The 20,002-nt window shown below is 49.9% G+C and carries 15 protein-coding genes; 5 read left to right on the top strand and 10 right to left on the bottom strand.

All coding sequences use genetic code 11. From position 1 onward, the window contains the following. Positions 1–573 precede the first annotated feature (573 nt). Both pykF and ACM615_RS07105 read left to right on the top strand, forming a co-directional pair. A complete protein-coding gene (gene pykF, locus ACM615_RS07100) occupies positions 574–1,986 on the top strand; it encodes a pyruvate kinase PykF (RefSeq protein ID WP_112287943.1) in 1,413 nt (470 codons plus the stop codon). Between the two features lie 293 nt (positions 1,987–2,279). Then, positions 2,280–2,516 (top strand): major outer membrane lipoprotein, encoded by a 237-nt coding sequence (locus ACM615_RS07105; RefSeq protein WP_056773575.1) that lies wholly within the window; start codon positions 2,280–2,282, stop codon positions 2,514–2,516. A 207-nt stretch (positions 2,517–2,723) separates the two neighbouring features. On the opposite strand, the gene ACM615_RS07110 is transcribed toward ACM615_RS07105, so the two are convergent. From ACM615_RS07110 to sufA, 7 genes are all read right to left on the bottom strand, one after another. Continuing rightward, entirely contained in the window at positions 2,724–3,740 is a 1,017-nt protein-coding gene (locus tag ACM615_RS07110; RefSeq protein WP_431011703.1) for a L,D-transpeptidase family protein, read from the bottom strand. 258 nt (positions 3,741–3,998) lie between these two features. After that, positions 3,999–4,412 (bottom strand): cysteine desulfuration protein SufE, encoded by a 414-nt coding sequence (sufE, locus tag ACM615_RS07115; RefSeq protein WP_129638559.1) that lies wholly within the window; start codon positions 4,410–4,412, stop codon positions 3,999–4,001. A 28-nt stretch (positions 4,413–4,440) separates the two neighbouring features. Then, positions 4,441–5,661, bottom strand: a complete 1,221-nt coding sequence (sufS, locus tag ACM615_RS07120; RefSeq protein WP_431011704.1) for a cysteine desulfurase SufS — start codon at positions 5,659–5,661, stop codon at positions 4,441–4,443. Continuing rightward, on the bottom strand, positions 5,661–6,962 hold the full coding sequence (gene sufD, locus ACM615_RS07125; RefSeq protein ID WP_120161789.1) for a Fe-S cluster assembly protein SufD: 1,302 nt from the start codon (positions 6,960–6,962) through the stop codon (positions 5,661–5,663). Before sufD ends, sufS begins: the two co-directional genes overlap by 1 nt. After that, the gene (gene sufC / locus ACM615_RS07130) at positions 6,937–7,683 is read right to left on the bottom strand and encodes a Fe-S cluster assembly ATPase SufC (RefSeq protein WP_112287948.1); all 747 of its coding nucleotides are present in this window, start codon (positions 7,681–7,683) and stop codon (positions 6,937–6,939) included. The genes sufD and sufC overlap by 26 nt, the downstream gene beginning before the upstream one ends. A 122-nt stretch (positions 7,684–7,805) precedes the next feature. Beyond that, positions 7,806–9,341: a Fe-S cluster assembly protein SufB gene (sufB, locus tag ACM615_RS07135; RefSeq protein ID WP_120161788.1), complete on the bottom strand. Its 1,536-nt coding sequence runs from the start codon at positions 9,339–9,341 to the stop codon at positions 7,806–7,808. Between the two features lie 51 nt (positions 9,342–9,392). After that, positions 9,393–9,764 (bottom strand): Fe-S cluster assembly scaffold SufA, encoded by a 372-nt coding sequence (gene sufA, locus ACM615_RS07140; RefSeq protein WP_129638556.1) that lies wholly within the window; start codon positions 9,762–9,764, stop codon positions 9,393–9,395. A 458-nt stretch (positions 9,765–10,222) separates the two neighbouring features. Here sufA and ACM615_RS07145 point away from each other — a divergent pair, with 458 nt between their 5' ends. Next, positions 10,223–10,627 (top strand): hypothetical protein, encoded by a 405-nt coding sequence (locus ACM615_RS07145; protein WP_112287950.1) that lies wholly within the window; start codon positions 10,223–10,225, stop codon positions 10,625–10,627. Positions 10,628–10,754: 127 nt separating this feature from the next. Here ACM615_RS07145 and ACM615_RS07150 read toward each other — a convergent pair whose 3' ends face one another. Continuing rightward, on the bottom strand, positions 10,755–11,174 hold the full coding sequence (locus ACM615_RS07150; RefSeq protein WP_132963825.1) for a hotdog fold thioesterase: 420 nt from the start codon (positions 11,172–11,174) through the stop codon (positions 10,755–10,757). A 16-nt stretch (positions 11,175–11,190) separates the two neighbouring features. Beyond that, complete coding sequence (gene ydiJ, locus ACM615_RS07155; RefSeq protein WP_431011705.1) at positions 11,191–14,247, bottom strand: D-2-hydroxyglutarate dehydrogenase YdiJ; 3,057 nt, start codon at positions 14,245–14,247, stop codon at positions 11,191–11,193. A gap of 404 nt (positions 14,248–14,651) precedes the next feature. Between ydiJ and ydiK the strand changes: the two genes are divergently transcribed. Then, a complete protein-coding gene (gene ydiK / locus ACM615_RS07160; protein ID WP_112287953.1) occupies positions 14,652–15,749 on the top strand; it encodes an AI-2E family transporter YdiK in 1,098 nt (365 codons plus the stop codon). Between the two features lie 501 nt (positions 15,750–16,250). On the opposite strand, the gene ppsA is transcribed toward ydiK, so the two are convergent. Continuing rightward, positions 16,251–18,626 (bottom strand): phosphoenolpyruvate synthase, encoded by a 2,376-nt coding sequence (gene ppsA / locus ACM615_RS07165; RefSeq protein ID WP_132963824.1) that lies wholly within the window; start codon positions 18,624–18,626, stop codon positions 16,251–16,253. A 520-nt stretch (positions 18,627–19,146) separates the two neighbouring features. Between ppsA and ppsR the strand changes: the two genes are divergently transcribed. Continuing rightward, the gene (ppsR, locus tag ACM615_RS07170) at positions 19,147–19,968 is read left to right on the top strand and encodes a posphoenolpyruvate synthetase regulatory kinase/phosphorylase PpsR (RefSeq protein WP_431011706.1); all 822 of its coding nucleotides are present in this window, start codon (positions 19,147–19,149) and stop codon (positions 19,966–19,968) included. The last annotated feature ends 34 nt before the right edge of the window (positions 19,969–20,002 follow it).

Genomic DNA, 20,002 nt, shown 5'->3' on the forward strand with positions numbered 1-20,002 from the left:
GAGTCCACTCGGACGCACCAAAGCAACGTTCTCTCTTTCCTACCTGATGTAAACCTGATTCGCCTCCCAACACTAAAATCCCTGAACGTTCTGCCTGCTTTTCTTCAGTGCTCTTCGATGACATGTGTTTGTATTTTTTTACGATTATTTGTTACTTGTGTCATTTGCGATCGCGCGGTGAAAAAAATGTTGTGACCTGCTGACTGATACGCTGCCCGCATTGATTGAATTCAAAACAACGTTCCGATATCTCTCCTAAGCTTGCGCAACATCACGTTTTTTATTTGGTTTCCCAACCCGTTCCCCTCTATAATACGCATCGTCTCTTCGATTGAATGGTTTCAGCCCCTTGATCTGTCGATATCGCCCCAATAAAAGCGTGACTACTCCAGTAGCGATGATAAATCGCACAAATCGCTATGCTTTGGCTGAACTTACTACACCATTCCTTTCACAGTCTTCTACGCTTAGTAATGATTTGATTCAACCAGGCACCATCTCAATTCCGCGCGGGCAGCTCTGCTGTCAGGCAAACACTTTTCCATTCCATCACAACTTGTAGATAAAATCGTCATGAAAAAGACCAAAATTGTTTGTACCATCGGCCCGAAAACCGAATCCGAAGAAATGCTGACCAAACTGCTTGATGCAGGCATGAACGTTATGCGTCTGAACTTCTCCCACGGTGATTATGAAGAGCACGGTCAGCGCATCCAAAATATCCGCAACGTGATGGCGAAGACCGGTCACAAAGCGGCAATTCTGCTGGACACCAAAGGTCCTGAAATCCGCACCATGAAACTGGAAGGCGGCAAAGACGCTTCTCTGGTTGCGGGTCAGACGTATACCTTCACCACTGATCAAAGCGTTATCGGTAACACCCAGCGCGTAGCCGTGACCTATCAGGGCTTCGCAGCTGACCTGAAAATCGGCAACACCATTCTGGTCGATGACGGCCTGATCGGTATGGAAGTGACTAACGTCACTGAAACCGAAGTGACCTGTAAAGTGCTGAACAACGGTGACCTGGGCGAGAACAAAGGCGTTAACCTGCCTGGCGTTTCTATCGCCCTGCCAGCGCTGGCAGAAAAAGACAAACGTGACCTGATCTTCGGTTGTGAGCAAGGCGTTGACTTCGTCGCGGCTTCCTTCATCCGTAAACGTTCTGACGTTCTGGAAATCCGCGAACACCTGAAAGCACACGGTGGCGAGCACATCCAGATCATCTCCAAAATTGAAAACCAGGAAGGCCTGAACAACTTCGACGAAATCCTCGAAGCTTCTGACGGCATCATGGTTGCCCGTGGCGACCTGGGCGTAGAAATCCCGGTTGAAGAAGTTATCTTCGCGCAGAAGATGATGATTGAGAAATGTAACCGTGCACGCAAAGTGGTTATCACCGCTACGCAAATGCTCGATTCCATGATCAAAAACCCACGCCCTACCCGCGCTGAAGCAGGCGACGTCGCTAACGCCATCATCGACGGCACCGACGCTGTCATGCTGTCTGGTGAAAGTGCGAAAGGTAAATACCCGCTGGAAGCTGTGACTATCATGGCCACCATTTGTGACCGTACTGACCGCGTAATGCAAAGCCGCATCGATGGTCAGAACGACAACCGCAAACTGCGTATTACTGAAGCCGTTTGCCGCGGTGCGGTAGAAACTGCTGAGAAACTGGATGCACCACTTATCGTTGTTGCAACCAGCGGTGGTAAATCTGCTAAAGCTGTGCGTAAATACTTCCCGCATGCCACTATCCTGGCTCTGACCACCAATGAAATCACAGCACGTCAGTTAATCCTGACCAAAGGTGTTGTGACTCAGTTGGTGAAAGAAATTGCCTCTACTGATGATTTCTACCGTATCGGTAAAGAAGCCGCTATCGAAAGTGGTCTGGCTCAGAAAGGCGACATCGTAGTGATGGTTTCTGGCGCACTGGTTCAGAGCGGCACAACAAATACTTCATCGGTGCATGTTGTTTAATTAAAAACGTGACCAGAAGCATTAATGAACGCCGCGATAAGTGGCGTTTATTTATTCAAAAAGTATCTTGCTTCATAAAAAGTGCGAAAAGCGGTAGTAGCATAATTGGGATAAGTCCCATGGAATACAGCTGTTTTCGCTGCAATTTTTAACTTTTTCGAAAAAAAAGATGCTTCTTTGAGCGAACGATCAAAATATAGCGTTTACCGACAAAAAATTATTCTCATTAGAAAATAGTTTGTGTAATACTTGTAACGCTACATGGAGATTAACTTAATCTAGAGGGTTTTATAATGAATCGCACTAAACTGGTACTGGGCGCTGTAATCCTGGCTTCAACTATGCTGGCTGGTTGTTCAAGCAATGCTAAAATCGACCAACTGTCTTCAGACGTTTCTACTCTGAACTCTAAAGTTGACCAACTGAGCAACGACGTGAACGCAATGCGTTCTGACGTTCAAGCAGCTAAAGACGATGCAGCTCGCGCTAACCAACGTCTTGACAACCAAGCTCACGCTTACAAGAAGTAATATTTACTTCTCTAGTTCAATGGCGCACTCAGTGCGCCATTTTTTTTGCCTGCAATTTATCCGCCCCTACCTTCTTTCAACGCACCTACCCTTCATCAACACTCATTCCTAAAACACTCTCTATGGCACCTCCGAACGACTGACATAAAAAAAGGAGCCATGATGGCTCCTTCAGTGAAGATCGCTTCTGAAACGTTTTTGTAACGTTTACTGCGAGCTTGCGGTTGTCACATCAGATTGTTGTGCTGAAGCTGCCGTCTGCGGCTCATTAACAGGTGATGGCGTATCTGTTGCTTTATCACCCACACTCACCACGACAGGCATACCTGAGCGGCGGGTAATCGCCTCTTTCACCATTGCAGCATTAGTCTCATCGTTCCTGATGAATTTCTTCATTGCTGCAGTCAGCGGAATCGGTTTAGTCTGCGGATCATCCTTTTCTGTATGCGACAAAGGTTGATGCACTTCAATGTAACGCTTACCGTCCGGCTCCACGTCATATTTGATTGGCTGATTCACAATCTGCACGCGGGTTCCTTTTGGGACTGAGTTAAACAGCGCTTCGATATCGTCCGGACGCAGACGAATACAGCCGGAACTCACGCGCATTCCAATACCAAAGTTGGCATTGGTACCGTGGATCAGATACTGCCCTGTTCCGGCCGACAGACGCATCGCAAAAAGTCCCATCGGGTTATCCGGACCAGCAGGTACCATTCCCGGCAACGTAATGCCGTCTTTCAGATACGCTTTGCGGATGTTGGCCGTCGGCGTCCACGTAGGGTTAGGGATTTTCTGGCTAACGGAGGTGACCATTTCAGGCGTATTACGACCCAGCTGGCCAATACCAATCGGATAGACGATGACTTTATCCTCGCCTTTCGGATAGTAGTACAGACGCAGCTCTGCCAGATTCACCACGATGCCTTCACGTTTCGTGTCAGGTAACAGCATCTGTGAAGGGATAGTCAGTACGGTTCCCGCTTTCGGCAAATAAGGATCCGTGCCGGGATTGGCTTCCAGCATAGCGATCAGGCCAATCTGATATTTGGCTGCCACGTCTTCCAGAGGTTTGCCGTCATTTGGCACCACATAAGTCGTGTTTTCGCCAATCAGGCGGCTATTATCCGGCGGCAAAGGGTATTCTGCTGCACTTGCGGTCATGGAATGGGTTGCCACAAACGTGCCAACTAACATTGCCAGAAGGGGTAATGCGCGTCTCATACTCAGTCCTTTTTCGGCCTGCGCTCAGACAATCTGAGGCAAGACATTATCTCGTCTGGTAATACTAGCAGCGCAGAATCCTGTGGCAATCAAACCACAGAAAATCAGAAAGTTACCGAAAGGGAGTCAGGCGAAAACGACAAAGATAGTGAATTGAAAAATCAGGCTAAAAACGAATAGCAAAAGGCAGAACGGAGAATTTGCTTTGCTCATTAGCAGACAATTCCTAATGAGCAAAGCAGCACTGCAGGGGCTGAATTAAGACAGCTCAGCAGCCTTAGCGCGAATCGAGCGGATCATCGCTTCTAACCCTTGCGAGCGTGAAGGCGTCAGATGCTGGCTCAGTTCCAGCTCCGTGAAGAACGGACGCACATCCAGCTCTACCACATCACGCGGAGTCAGACCCTGATAAAGGCTGAACACGATCGCCACCAGACCTTTCACGATGGCAGCATCACTGTCACCCTCAAAAGTCAGCGCACCATTTTCATCGGTACGCATTACAATCCACACCTGGCTCTGGCAACCGGAAATCAGGTTTTTATCCTGACGATGTTCTTCCGCCAAAGCCGGTAACTGGCCACCCAGTTCGATCACGTACAGATATTTCTCTTCCCAGTTCGGGCACCGGGAAAAGTTTTTGACTAACTTATTTTTATCGGGCAAAGCCATAACAACATCCTGATCAAGGCTGGCGGGATTACCCCAACAGCCGGTGAATACGTTGCAGTCCTGCGACCAGACGGTCGACTTCTTCACGGGTATTGTACATCGCGAGCGATGCGCGGCACATAGCCGGCACACCGTAGAAGGACATTAACGGCATCGCACAGTGATGACCGGTGCGAATGGCAATACCATATTGGTCAAGGAAGCTGCCGACATCATAGGCGTGGTGTTTACCCAGATTGAACGCAATCACTCCAGCACGCGTCGCCGGGCCATAAATCTGAATATCCGGCACCTGCTCCATCGCTTTCAGCGCGTAAGCCATCAGTTCCTGTTCATAAGCGTGGATATTCTCAAGACCCAGTTCAGTCACATATTCAATGGCGGCGCCCAGCCCCATGATACCGCCGGTGTTTGGGGTACCCGCTTCAAAGCGCCAAGGAGCAGCGGCAAAGGTCGTCCCTTCGGTCAGACTGACATGCTTGATCATCGAGCCGCCGCCTTCCCAGGGTGGCATTTGATCCAGCAACGCTTTGCGACCGTAAAGAATACCGATACCGGTAGGTCCGTAAAGTTTGTGCCCGGACCAGACATAGAAATCACAACCCAGCGCCTGAACGTCAACCGCGTGATGCATCACCGCCTGCGCGCCATCCACCAGAACGGTCAGCCCTGCGGCTTTCGCCTGAGGAATGATTTTTTCGATCGGGTTAACGGTGCCCAGCACGTTAGAAACATGCGCCAGCGTCAGCAATTTAGTGCGCGGCGTGATCAGGGATTCAAGCTGCGATAAATCCAGCTCGCCTTGCGGCGTCAGGTGCCAGACATCAATATGCAGATCACGTTCTTTCGCCAGCATCTGCCATGGCACGATGTTCGCGTGGTGTTCCATTTCGGTCAGAATGATATGGTCGCCGGGCTGTAAAAACTCACGCCCCCAGGTATTGGCGACCAGGTTAATGGCTTCCGTGGAACCTTTCACGAAGACAATTTCTTCTGCCGACGCAGCATTCATGAATTGTGCGGCCTGCGTGCGGACGATTTCCATCTGCTCGGTGGCTTCCGCGCTCATGGTATGAATGCCGCGGTGAACCGCAGCATAACCTTGCTCGAAGAAAGACATTTCACGTTGAATGACCTGACGCGGTTTCTGTGCGCTGGCCGCGCTGTCAAGGTAGGCCAGCGGCTGGCCGTTAACTTCACGGCTCAGCACAGGGAAATCGCTACGTACTCTTTCCAGTGGAAAACTCATTACTTACCTCGATTTAGCCGGCCTGCAATACGGGCAATCACGACTTCACGCAGGGTTTCATTCTCAATGGCTTCCGTCAGTTCAGCGGCAAAAGCAAAGATGATCATTTGCTGAGCATCCTGACCGCTGATCCCACGGGTACGCAGATAGAAAAGCTGTTCGTCGTCGATACGACCCACAGTAGCACCGTGGCTGCACTTCACATCATCGGCATAAATTTCCAGCTGTGGTTTGGTATCAACCTCAGTGTGTTTGCCCAGCAACAAGTTGTTGTTGGTCATTTTGCCGTCGGTTTTCAGTGCGTGCTGCGCCACTTTGATCATGCCGTTGAAAATCGCTTTAGCACGATCGTTCACGATCACTTTATGCAACTGGTTGCTGTTGCAATAACCTTTGTTGTGTTCCAGATAAGTACGGGTATCAGCAATCTCAGAATCAACCGGCAGAACCAGGCTGTTAATGTTGAGTTCGCTGTTTTCACCGTTAAGCTGCGCACTGGTGTTATTACGGGTCAGACCAGCCCCCAGCAGGAAACTGTGGCTGGCAACACGCGCATCGCGACCAATAACCAGATCGTTATGCGAGAAATGGAAACTTGCCTGGCTTTCAAAGGCCAGTTTGTAATGCGTGAAATCGGCATTATCGCCCACATTCACCGTCATACGTGCGCCGGTGAAATGGCCGTGATCGTTCAGACTGAGATAATGTTCGATCACTTCTGCATTCGCACCGCCCTCAATCGCCAGATGATAGCGATGATGCACGGTGTTCATTTCGCGTGACTGGTCACGACCGCTGCTCAGATGTAAAAGATACAGCGGCTTCTCGGCCTGCTTGCCCGCGGGCAAACGTACAGATAGGGAATCTTGCGCCAGACTTTCGGTCAGGTGCAAAAACACTTCTGACTGAATCGGATCAGGCAACGTCTGTTGCGCCGCCGGGCTCAGTTTTTCAATTTCAAAAGCACCGGTATCTGAATCACTGAGATCCGCATCGAAACGGCCATCAATGAATACCAGACGGTAGCAATCCACTGGCAGCGCCAGCGATTTAACCTGTTCAACAGTCAGTGCCTGTTGCTGCGGAGCAAAGAACTGATTACCCAGCAGTGAAGAAACCGGAGTGTACTTCCAGTCTTCCAGTTTTGCGTGCGGGAAACCCAGGCGCAGCACCTGTTGCCAGTGTGCATGAGCGTGAGTGGATTGTTCACCGCCACGGCTTTCAAAAAGACGGTAAAGCTGCTGCATGGCGTGCGAACTGCCCGCCGCAGGTGCATTACTCTTCGTCGGTAAGCCAGCCATAACCCTGCTCCTCTAACTGTTTAACCAAGGTGAAATCGCCGGATTTAACAATGCGGCCCTGATACAGAACGTGCACGTAGTCAGGCTTGATGTAGTCGAGGATACGCTGGTAGTGGGTTACGATAACGAATGAACGTTTACCGTCACGCAGTGTGTTAACACCGTCAGAAACGATTTTCAGGGCATCGATATCCAGACCGGAGTCGGTTTCATCCAGGATGCACAGATTTGGCTCAAGGGCTGCCATTTGCAGAATGTCGTTACGCTTTTTCTCACCGCCGGAGAAACCAACGTTCACTGAACGGGTCAGCAAATCGGCAGGCATTTTCAGCATTTCGATTTTTTCTTCGATGAAATCAGCGAAGTCAAAACGGTCCATTGGTTCCTGTCCGCGGTATTTACGCACAGCATTTACCGCAGTTTGCAGGAAGAAATGGTTAGTCACACCGGGAATTTCCACCGGATACTGGAAAGCCATAAAGACGCCTTCACCAGCGCGGTCTTCCGGAGCGAGTTCCAGCAAATCTTTACCGTTGAAGATTACGGAGCCGTCGGTGACTTCGTAATCTTCGCGGCCAGCCAGTGTCGCGGAGAGCGTACTTTTACCTGAGCCGTTCGGACCCATGATGGCGTGTACTTCACCCGGTTTGATCTCCAGATCAAGGCCTTTCAGAATTTCCTTTTCTTCGACACGGACCTTCAAATTCTTAATGCTTAACATACGTATCCTTGAGTTTGCGCCAGCGCGCTCTTAATTCTGTTTATGCTTTGACTGTGCTGAACTAAAACCTGCCCGGTGCTGACGTCACACCACGCTACACCGGCAGGAAAAACGTCGGCGAATTAACCGACGCTATGTTCAAGACTGATGGCCAGCAGTTTCTGTGCTTCGACAGCGAACTCCAGCGGCAGCTCGGAAAAGACATCTTTACAGAAACCGTTAACAATCATGGAAATCGCGTCATCTTCGCTGATACCACGTTGCAGACAGTAGAACAGCTGGTCATCGCCGATTTTTGACGTTGTGGCTTCGTGTTCCAGCTGCGCAGTATTGTTACGCACTTCAACATACGGGAAGGTATGCGCTGCGCTGTCCGCGCCAATCAGCATCGAGTCACACTGCGTAAAGTTACGCGCATTTTCTGCACTTGGCAGGATCTTAACCAGACCGCGATAGCTGTTCTGGCTGTGACCCGCAGAGATACCTTTGGAGATAATGGTCGACTTGGTATTTTTACCAATGTGAATCATTTTGGTGCCGGTATCCGCCTGCTGTTTGCCGCTGGTCAGTGCAACCGAGAAAAATTCACCGATAGAGTTATCGCCTTTGAGGATAACGCTTGGGTATTTCCAGGTGATCGCTGAGCCGGTTTCAGACTGCGTCCAGGACATTTTCGAACCCGCGCCTTCGCACAATGCGCGTTTGGTCACGAAGTTCAGAATACCGCCGCTGCTGTCTTTGCTGCCGGAGAACCAGTTCTGGACAGTGGAATATTTCACTTCCGCGTCTTTGTGCAGAATCACTTCTACAACCGCGGCGTGCAGCTGGTAGGTATCACGAACTGGCGCCGAACACCCTTCGATGTAACTCACGTAACTGCCTTCATCGGCAATCAGGATAGTACGTTCAAACTGGCCGGTTTTCGCCGCGTTGATACGGAAATAAGTCGACAGTTCCATCGGACAACGCACGCCTTTTGGCACATAGACAAAGGTACCATCAGAAGCAACGGCAGCATTCAGTGCGGCGAAGAAGTTATCCTGCGCAGGCACCACAGTACCGAGGTATTTGCGCACCAGATCAGGGTATTCGTGAATGGCTTCGCCGAATGAGCAGAAAATCACGCCTGATTCCGCCAGCTTTTCACGGTAAGTCGTGGAGACAGAAACGGAGTCAAAAATTGCATCGACCGCCACTTCTTTACCTTCACGAACCGGAACACCCAGCTGCTCAAAGGCTTTTTCTACTTCACTGGTGAGGTAGTTTTTATTGTCAAGAGCGCCGTCAAGCGCAGGAATGCTGTGAGAATTTTCCGGAGGCTGCTGTGTGGCGCCAGGCTGAGAACCACAGGTATCATCGCAGCTGCCACATGATGGCGCGGAATAATAGCTGTAATCCTGGTAATCAAGAGGCGTGTAATACGCTTTGAGCCAGTGCGGTTCTTCCATTTTCAACCAGGCATGATAAGCCTGCAGACGGAACTCCAGCATCCACTCAGGCTCATTACGCTTCGCGGAAATGGCACGCACCACATCTTCGTTGATGCCTGATGCTAATTCATCGGTTGCAAGCTGGGTAAAGAACCCTTCTTTATAGTTCGTTCCCTCGCCGACCCAAGACTGCACATCATCTGGAATTTCTACGTTGCTTCGTGACATGTTGGTTACATCGCTTTGTTTACAATAATCTTAAAAACTGAAAGCCGTTTCTTACAGGCCGAAACTTTCGCCACACCCGCAGGCATGCTGAGCTTTAGGATTATTGAATTTAAATATCTGATTCAGTCCTTCACGGACAAAATCTACCTCAGTTCCGTCGATGAAAGGCATGGCCTTCAGCGGAACAAACAGCAAAGCGCCGTCATGTTCAAACACCAGATCATCACTGGCTGGTTGTTTGGTTAAATCCAGAACGTAGCCAAAGCCGGCACAGCCCGATTGTTTCACCGAGAGCTGGAGACCTTTAACGTCAGGATCCTGCGCCATCAGAGTATTAATCTGTTTTGCGGCAGAATCAGTCAGGCTCACACCTTGCCATACGTTGTCGTCTAAAGAGAAAGAGCCGACAGTTTCAGTTTGCATCTGTCTTACCTCGTAATTTTACGGTCATAGACAAGACCTATTGTCTCTATTCTAGTGATAACAGGTACCACTTCAACCTCTTGTTTTAAGAGGGTATAGCGATTGCCCATGAGGAAAGTCGCTCAATGTGCATCGGGTTAACACCTGGTCGCTGGCGGGTCTTGAACACCGCAACCATCAACTGATTGAATAAATTGTCAATTTTTTGTTAAAAATTAAAATTAACCTTATAAACATTGCGGGTTAATAGCTTTCATTGTGTCTATTATAAAACATTCATCGGAAATGCCTATTTATGAATTCGCCACAACCGAAAAAATTAAAGCTCTTTTTGCTTATCTGCTTTCGCACAACAAAATGAAAAAAACCCGATGAAAACGTTGATCCGGTCATTTTTTGCCAATATGATGGTCATTCTTTGATAATGATTATCATTCAGATAACCCGGAATACTGAGAATGGCTCAATCGGTAAATGCGTGGTTGCAAGGCAAGATCGACGAATACAAATCGAATGTCCGCGATGCCACAGTGGATTTCTACATGGCTGATGCGGCCTTACGACGTCCTGATGCACATTTATGTCAGCTCAAACGCTTCAACAACATTTGTCTGGAAATGGCTAACCTGTGCCTGCAAAACGGCGATGATCACAGCTATCTGCATGCGCTCTGCAAATTGCACAACCGCCTGATTCTGGAAATCAACAGTGTTGTCCGCTGTGAGCTCTTTCGTGTTCAGAGTTATCATTTTGCGCGGCATACGTTAAAACTCATTTGTCAGTATTATGCCATGATGGGCATCTGGGAAAAAGCAACGGCATTTCAAACTGACTTTGCGAAACGCGTCCCTTTCCAGCTTTGACTTAATTTCAATGTGTTACGCCATTTTTAAGCCAAATAAAAAGGCGGACACATGATTAATGTATCCGCCCTTCTCTGAAACACGACTCAAGATAACTGAGGAATCAAGATAACTGACAGGGCCTGTCTCAGTGATCAATCACCATCGTGGTCAGCCTCGACACGCAGCAAAGATTTCCTTTCTCATCAAAAATTTCGATTTGCCAGACCTGGCTGCGGCGCCCGGCGCGCAATGCATGACACACACCGCGCACATGTCCCTCGCGTGCTGAGTGCATATGGCTGGCGTTAATCTCCACGCCGACCACCGTCTGGCTGCCTTCGCAACACAAATAGCCTGCCATCGATCCCATGGTTTCCGCCAGAACCACCGATGCCCCGCCATGCAGCAGGCCAAAAGGTTGTGTCGTGCGGCTGTCCACGGGCATGGTCGCCTCGAGAAAATCCTCGCCCAGCTGGGTAAATTCTATCCCCACATGCCCGACCATACATCCCTGACTGCGCTCATTCAGCGCGTCCAGCGTGGTACTGCGTTTCCAGAGTGACATAAAGCTTCCTTAATGGTCAGGGAATGATTTCCAGCAAGGCCTGTAACGGATGGCGGACACCGTTACCCTCAATACGTTTAACCTGACTACGGCATGAATAACCGGTTGCCAGACAGCGCTGGCGCGGCAACCGCTGCAAAGAGGTATGCCAGGATAGCTCGTAAATCCCCAGAGAATTCTCAAGATTTTTAGTTTCATGGCCGTACGTTCCGGCCATTCCGCAGCAGCCGACACTGACGTTTTCCAGCTTCGCGCCATAGCGGGCAAAAATATCACCCCATTGCTTGCCGCTGTTTGGCAACGCCGTACTTTCCGTACAGTGACCAAACAGATACCAGGATTCGCCGCTTTGCTGCTGTGCCGGGCGTTCAGCCAGCCACGCATCAAGCCATTCATGCACCAGTTGTACCTGGAATGAGCCACGCGACTCGCCCAGGATCTCCTTATATTCATCGCGATAACACAGCACCAGCGCCGGATCGACGCCGACCATCGGCATTCCTAATTGCGAAACACGGTTGAGGAACAGCGACGTTTTCTTCGCTGTTATCGCAAAACGAGTGAGGAAGCCTTTAATGTGCTGCGCTTTACCGTTCGGAGAGAATGGCAACAGAACAGGTTTGAGGCCAAGTTTCTCAATCAGCCGGACAAAATCAGCCACCACCTGCGCATCATAGAAACTGGTGAACGGATCCTGAACTACCAGCACGTATTCGCCACGCTGCGCAGGAGAAATGGCTTCAAGTTGCTCCAGCGTCATCGTACTGGCGCGATGTCCAAGTAGCTGCTCGCGCAATGTCGGAGAAGAGAGTAAAGGCAAATCTACCATGCCAATACTTTTCCGGCTCATTTCACGCACCCAGGGTTGTTTGAGGAAGAAATTAAACAACTTCGGTGCTTTTGCCATCAGCGGTGCGTAGCTTTCCACGCCAGCCACAAAGTGATCACGAGCAGGACGCAGATATCGTGTGTGATAAAGCTGCAGGAACCGCGATCGGAATCCAGGAACATCAATTTTAATCGGACACTGTGTGGAACAGGCTTTGCAGGCCAGACAGCCTGACATCGCCTCTTTCACTTCATGGGAAAAATCATATTCGCCTTTATTGGCGTGCCAGGTGTTACGCGTGCGATCAATCAGGGTACGGAAACTTAGCCCTTTTTCAGGCAGCGCATTTTCCAGCGCCAGCGGATCAACGCCCTGTTCTGACAGCAGGCGCAACCATTCGCGCACCAGACCTGCACGACCTTTAGGCGAATGAATGCGGCTGCCGGTGATTTTCATCGACGGGCACATCGGGCTTTTCACATCGAAATTGAAACATAACCCGTTGCCGTTACATTCCATCGCACCGCGGAATGACTGACGAACTTCCAGCGGAATACGGCGATCCAGTGTGCCGCGTTTCGCCGCGTCCACTTTCATCATCGGTTCATCGCAATCCAGCGGCGCACAGATCTTACCTGGGTTGAGGCGGTTGTCCGGGTCGAACACGGTTTTGATCCGGCGTAACTCATGGAACAATTCTTCACCAAAGAAGGCCGGACTGTATTCGGCACGGAAACCCTTTCCATGCTCGCCCCATAGCAGCCCGCCATATTTTGCCGTCAGTGCTACGACTTCATCGGAAATTTGCTTGAGCAACATTTCCTGCTGCGGATCGCACATATCCAGCGCCGGACGTACGTGTAATACGCCCGCATCCACGTGACCAAACATTCCGTAGCTCAGATGATGGCTGTCGAGCAGCGCCCGAAATTCGACGATGTAATCCGCCAGATGCTGAGGCGGAACACAAGTGTCTTCGGCAAATGGCAATGGTTTAGCCTGCCCTTTCGCATTGCCCAGCAGCCCGACGGCTTTTTTACGCATGTTATAGATGCGCTCTATACCAGGCAGATCGGCGCAAATCTGATAACCAATCACACCGCCTTCTTTGTCACTCATCAGCCCGTCGAGACGCTCACACAATGCGCTCACCTGGCTTTCGATGAGAGCAGCATCATCGCCGGCGAACTCAACAATGTTAAGCCCCTGCATATCTTTGCCTTCAACATCCGTGATGTAGTCACGTACGCTGTGCCAGACAATATCCTCACGCGCCAGATTCAGCACTTTTGAGTCAACGGTTTCTACTGACAGGGCTTTCGCTTCCACCATAAAAGGTGCGTTGCGCAGGGCCGAGTTGAAAGAGTCATACTTGATGTTGACCAGACGACGCACTTTCGGGATTGGGGTGATGTTCAGACGGGCTTCAGTAATAAAGGCCAGCGAGCCTTCTGAGCCGGTCAGAATTCGTGTCAGATTGAAGGTTTGCAGGTCATCACTCAGCACATGACGCAAATCGTATCCGGTCAGGAAACGGTTAAGTTTTGGGAATTTCTCTATTACCAGCGCACGGTTGTCGCGGCAGCTGTCGAGCACCGTGCGGTAAATCCGCCCGATAACCGAATCTTCTTCGCCCAGTTTATCTGCAAGCTCTGTCCGGATCGCAGTGGTATCCAGCATGTCGCCGCCAAGCACAATGGCCCGGACGCCAAGCACGTGATCTGAGGTTTTACCGTACACCAGCGAGCCCTGCCCGGAGGCATCGGTATTGATCATCCCGCCGAGCGTGGCGCGGTTACTGGTCGAGAGTTCCGGAGAGAAGAAATAACCCAACGGACGCAGATAATCATTGAGCTGATCTTTAATCACACCGGCTTCAACTTTTACCCAACCCTGCTTTGTATTGATATCGAGAATGCGGTTCATATGACGGGACATATCAACCACAATGCCGCGGTTCAGCGACTGACCGTTGGTACCGGTACCGCCACCGCGCGGAGTGAATACCAGCGTTTTAAAACGTTCCTGCCCTGCAAGACGGGCAATCAGTGCAACGTCTGACGTGGCGATCGGGAATAAGACAGCATCCGGCAACAACTGATAGACGCTGTTATCTGTCGCCATCGTCAGCCGATCTGCATAAGTTGTTGTGACATCACCCGTAAAACCGTTCTTTTTTAACGCTTCCAAAAAATCGAGCACCAGCTGGATGACACCCGGCGCCTGAGAAATCTGTGGGATCATTGAATTATGACTCTGTCTTTGTTGTATGCCTGGCGGGCCCGAGGCGACCTGCCGGATCTGAGTTGCAGATCCACCTGTTATTTACCCAGAATAAAAACTAACATACTTCGTTTTTCCGCGCTCCGTCTGGTTGCCGTTTGTTGCATTACTTTCATGATGAATCGCAAAAATCGCGTATCAGCACAACGCGTTGCAACTAATCTTGCGGCGAGCTATCCAAAAGCAGCCGGATGTTCCATGCTTATTTCAGACAGGCTGGATTTTGAACACACTGATCATGGACACGCGGGATCATGCGCACACTGAATTTTGACTACCCCGGATTTAATATCCCGCGTTTGAAATACAAAGTATGGAGGCACAGGGTTCGTGCCTTACTTCGTTTATCACATTGAGAAACATGAATGAATCTCCCAATTAAACGTTACGATTTACCTCAGATTATGTTTGGGGTGTTGTTTATTGCACTGATGACCATCGCCAGTATCTGGATCGTTCAGCCCTTTATTCTTGGGTTTGTCTGGGCAGGCATGGTGGTTATCGCGACATGGCCGCTGATGATCAAGCTCCAGCGGCTGCTTTGGGGACGCAGGTTCCTTGCCGTCATCATCATGACTTTGTTACTGATTTTATTATTTGTTTTGCCTATTGCGATGCTGGTCAGCAGTGCAATTGAAAATGGCGCGCCTCTGGTAGAAATCGCCAGCCACCCTTCCTCACTGCATATGCCTGATTTCCACTGGCTCAATTCCATACCGCTGGTGGGCCATAAGCTGTATACCGGCTGGCACGCCCTGATTAATGGCGGCGGTAATGCGCTGGTGACTAAAGTTCAGCCTTACGTCGGACAAACCGCCGCGTGGTTTGTCACTCAGGCCGGTCATCTTGGTCGGTTTATTGTCCACTGTTCGCTGATGCTGTTGTTCAGTGCCTTGCTGTACAGCCGTGGCGAACAGGTTGCTTTAGGGATCCGCCACTTTGCCATTCGTCTGGCCGCAGAACGCGGTGACGCTGCCGTTATTCTGGCCGGTCAGGCCATCCGCGCTGTGGCTTTAGGCGTAGTCGTAACCGCCATTGTGCAGTCAATTCTCGGCGGTATCGGGCTGGCGATTGCGGGCATCCCTTATGCTACCGTGCTGACGGTAGTGATGTTCGTTTGCTGCGTTGCGCAAATCGGTCCGTTGCTGATACTGATACCGGCAATCATCTGGCTTTACTGGTCCGGCGACAATACCTGGGGCACCGTGCTTCTGGTCTGGAGCTGCGTGGTCGGGTCACTTGATAACGTACTGCGTCCCGTTCTGATCCGCATGGGTGCAGATTTACCCATGTTGCTGATTCTCTCTGGTGTTATCGGGGGATTGTTTGCCTTCGGTATGATCGGGCTGTTCATCGGACCAGTGGTACTGGCCGTATCGTATCGCCTGATTTCCCTCTGGGTACATGAAGCCCCTGAACCAGAGATGGATCCGGAAGAAGCTTTAAAAGCACTGGATGAATAAACTCTTCATTAAGTAACTTTCTGACGGCGTTGCCCATAAAATTGAATGTGGCAGCGCCGTTATTTTATTCCTTTCCTCTGCTCCCTATTTTACCCTCTATCCGCTCCTCAATAACTGCCCTCACTAAATAGTATGAGAATGAACTCTATTAGGAGAATTCTTACAGACTAAATACCTTGAGAAACTTAGTATTATTAACAGTTCGGATGTCAACTCACTGATTTATATACAGGCTTCCCCCTGAGCCGGTATACCCCAAATTGCTGTGTGTAGTCTTTGCCTGTCTTATGACGGGCCTTTTTTTTATTTATTGTCCGCTAACTTCATTCTCCTGTGATTTTTAATTATTACCTGATAAAACCACCCGCTAAAAACCTTCGTTTTTCTGTTTTCTCCTTCCTGATATAAATATTTTTCAGTCCTTTTGCACAAAATGAAAAGGCCATCACCCATGAGTGACAGCCTTTATTTTATGTGTTAGGAATTGCTTTATGAATCGATTTACTTTTCTGCTAACGCCAGCCAGGTTTGTACAACTGTATCCGGATTCAGCGACAGACTGTCGATTCCCTCATCCATCAGCCATTGCGCAAAGTCCTGATGATCTGAGGGGCCCTGCCCGCAGATGCCGACATACTTGCCCTGCTTTTTCGCGGCTTTGATTGCCATCGACAGCAACGCTTTGACGGCGTCATTTCGCTCATCAAAGAGTTCAGAAACCACTCCGGAATCACGATCCAGCCCCAGAGCAAGCTGAGTCATGTCATTCGAGCCAATCGAGAATCCATCAAAGTGTTCGAGGAACTGATCCGCCAGTAAAGCATTCGACGGAATTTCGCACATCATGATAACTTTCAGCCCGTTTTCGCCGCGCTTAAGTCCCTGATTTGCCAGTTCGGCGACCACGGCTTCCGCCTGCGCTACCGTGCGTACAAACGGAATCATCACCTCAACGTTAGTGAGATCCATGTCATTACGCACGCGTTTCATTGCCTCGCATTCCAGTGCAAAACAATCGCGGAAGTTGTCTGATACATAACGGCCAGCACCGCGGAAACCGAGCATCGGGTTTTCTTCATGCGGTTCATACTTCTCGCCGCCTACCAGATTGGCATACTCGTTTGATTTGAAATCAGACAAACGAACAATGACGCGTTTTGGCCAGAAAGCCGCGCCGAGCGTCGCGATCCCTTCCGTCAGGCGTGCCACATAATATTCGCGTGGGCTGTCATAGCCCTGGATCATCTTATTGATGGTTTCCTGCAATTCAGCCGGCTGCTGGTCAAACTCCAGCAAGGCTTTTGGGTGCACGCCAATCATGCGGTTGATGATAAATTCCAGACGCGCCAGCCCGACTCCTTCATTCGGTAAGCAGGCGAAATCAAAAGCACGATCCGGATTACCGATATTCATCATGATTTTCAGCGGTAATTTTGGCAGCTCATCGATTTCAGAACTTTGTACACTGAAATCCAGTTCATCCTGATACACATATCCGGTATCACCTTCTGAACAGGAAACCGTGACTTTCTGATTTTCGGTGAGTTTCTCGGTGGCGTCTCCGCAACCGACAACAGCAGGGATGCCCAGTTCACGGGCAATAATCGCAGCGTGACAGGTACGACCGCCGCGGTTAGTCACGATGGCTGATGCCTTTTTCATGATCGGCTCCCAATCGGGATCCGTCATATCGGTCACCAGGATGTCGCCTGCCTTAACGTGATGCATTTCGCTGATGTCGTGGATGATCTTAACGGGCCCCGCACCGATGCGGTGACCAATTGCACGTCCTTCCACCAACACTTTGCTGCTGCCATTGAGCTGGTAACGTTCCATCACCTGACCGTTTGAACGTACGGTCTCAGGACGCGCCTGCACAATATAGAGTTTGCCGTTATGACCATCTTTAGCCCATTCGATATCCATCGGGCGGCCATAATGTTTTTCGATCAGTATCGCCTGACGCGCCAGCGCCTGCACTTCTTCATCAGTCAGGGAGAATCGGGTGCTCAGTTCGGCTGGCACATCTTCAATCTGGACTTGCTTGCCGTGCTCCTGACTTGGTGCATAAACCATGCGGATTTTCTTTGAGCCCATGGTGCGACGAACGATCGACGGTTTTTTCTTGTCGAGCGTCGGCTTATGTACATAGAACTCGTCGGGATTCACCGCCCCCTGCACCACCATTTCACCCAGGCCGTAGGCAGAAGTGATAAAGACCACCTGATCAAAACCCGATTCAGTATCGATTGTAAACATCACGCCAGCTGCGGCGAGGTCTGAACGCACCATACGCTGGACACCGGCAGATAACGCCACACCGCGGTGGTCGTAGCCCTGATGCACACGATAAGAAATGGCGCGGTCGTTGAAGAGAGAAGCATAAACATGTTTCACGGCAGTCATGACTGCATCAAATCCCTGAACGTTCAGGAAAGTTTCCTGCTGCCCGGCAAAAGACGCATCGGGCATATCTTCGGCCGTTGCCGATGAACGCACAGCGAAAGAAGCCTCCGGCTCGCCTTCAGAAAGCTGCTGATAAGCCTCGCGGATAGCCTGCTCGAGTTCTGGCTGGAACGGCGTCTCAATGATCCACTGACGGATTTGCGTGCCCGCTTTGGTCAGTTGCGCGATGTCGTCCACATCCGTTTTATCCAGCAATTCATGGATACGGTGGTTTACGCCGCTCTGATCGAGAAAATCATTAAATGCCTGAGACGTCGTTGCAAAACCGTTCGGAACGGAAACACCCAAATCGGACAAATTGGTGATCATTTCCCCGAGGGATGCGTTCTTGCCCCCGACTTTATCAACGTCGTTCATACCCAGTTGGTTGTACCAGATAACATTGCGTAAATCGGGATCGAGATGAGCCATGAAACAATCCTTTCTTATTTATTTACAGTAATAGTCAACAGGAGTGTAAAACCGGTTATTCAACGGTTGCCTGAAACACTTTTTGTGTCATTAAACAACGCTGTCTTTTTGAGACTAGCATAATGATCCATAGAAGATGGACAGGTGAATCGTTCCAGCAAATCAAACTATTTTTGTTTAGGAAAAATCCAGCGTCAGCATTTTTGTTACTGAGGGAAAATTAGCATTATTCCTTATGAATCATGAAGAAGTTATCTCTGCCTCCGGTCTGTGATTCATGCTAACAGGGCTGCTGAAGTTGTGCTGAAGCAAATCAAAAACCTGCGAGGGATCGCGGAAAATTTAAAATGGCATTTCATTTATTACAGCCATTTTGCGCAGTATCTCGCAGCAATGAAGATAAGATGGAAATGCGGAGGAATTACTCTTTTTATTTCCTTCAATTCTGGTTATTACTTAATAAGCCCCAAAAGATCGGCGCGAATAAATAAAATGAAGTGATTTAATTCAGGAGTCATTTGTGGACAGATGCGTGTTTTACATTTCCGATGGTACTGCGATTACAGCTGAGGTTTTGGGCCATGCGGTGCTTTCTCAATTCCCGGTCAATGCGACCACATACTCGTTACCTTTTGTAGAAAGTGAGGAACGTGCGAGAGCTGTCTGCAAACAGATCAATGAAATTTTTGAGAAAACCGGAGCCCGTCCGCTGGTGTTTTACTCGATTATTTCCCCCAACATCCGCGATATCATTCAGGGCAGTGAAGGATTCTGCCAGGATATAGTGCAGTCGCTGGTGGCGCCTCTGCAAAATGAGCTGGGTGTCGACCCCACGCCCATTGCCAACAGAACCCACGGTCTGACGGCCAGCAACATCACCAAGTACGATGCGCGTATTGCCGCTATTGATTACACGCTGGCACACGACGATGGCATTTCCTTGCGTAATCTCGATCAGGCACAGGTGATTTTGCTGGGCGTCTCCCGCTGCGGTAAAACGCCGACCAGCCTGTATCTTGCGCTTCAGTTTGGGATCCGGGCGGCTAACTACCCTTTTACTGCTGACGATATGGACAACATCCAGTTGCCAGCAGCACTAAAACCGCATATGCATAAACTTTTTGGCCTGACGATTGATCCGGAGCGTCTGACCGCTATCCGGCAAGAGCGCGTTGAAAACAGCCGTTATGCCTCCTTACGCCAGTGCAGGTTGGAAGTGTCGGAAGTTGAGGCGCTGTTTCGCAAGAACAAAATACGCTATCTCAACAGTACGAATTATTCCGTTGAGGAGATATCAGCGAAGATTATGGACAGCTTCGGTATGAGCCGTCGTATGTTCTGAATCCATTTCCTGATTCGGGTGGCATATCCTGCTG

The organism is Rahnella sp. PAMC25617 (assembly GCF_050606005.1).
Taxonomy (GTDB): Bacteria; Pseudomonadota; Gammaproteobacteria; order Enterobacterales; family Enterobacteriaceae; genus Rahnella; species Rahnella variigena.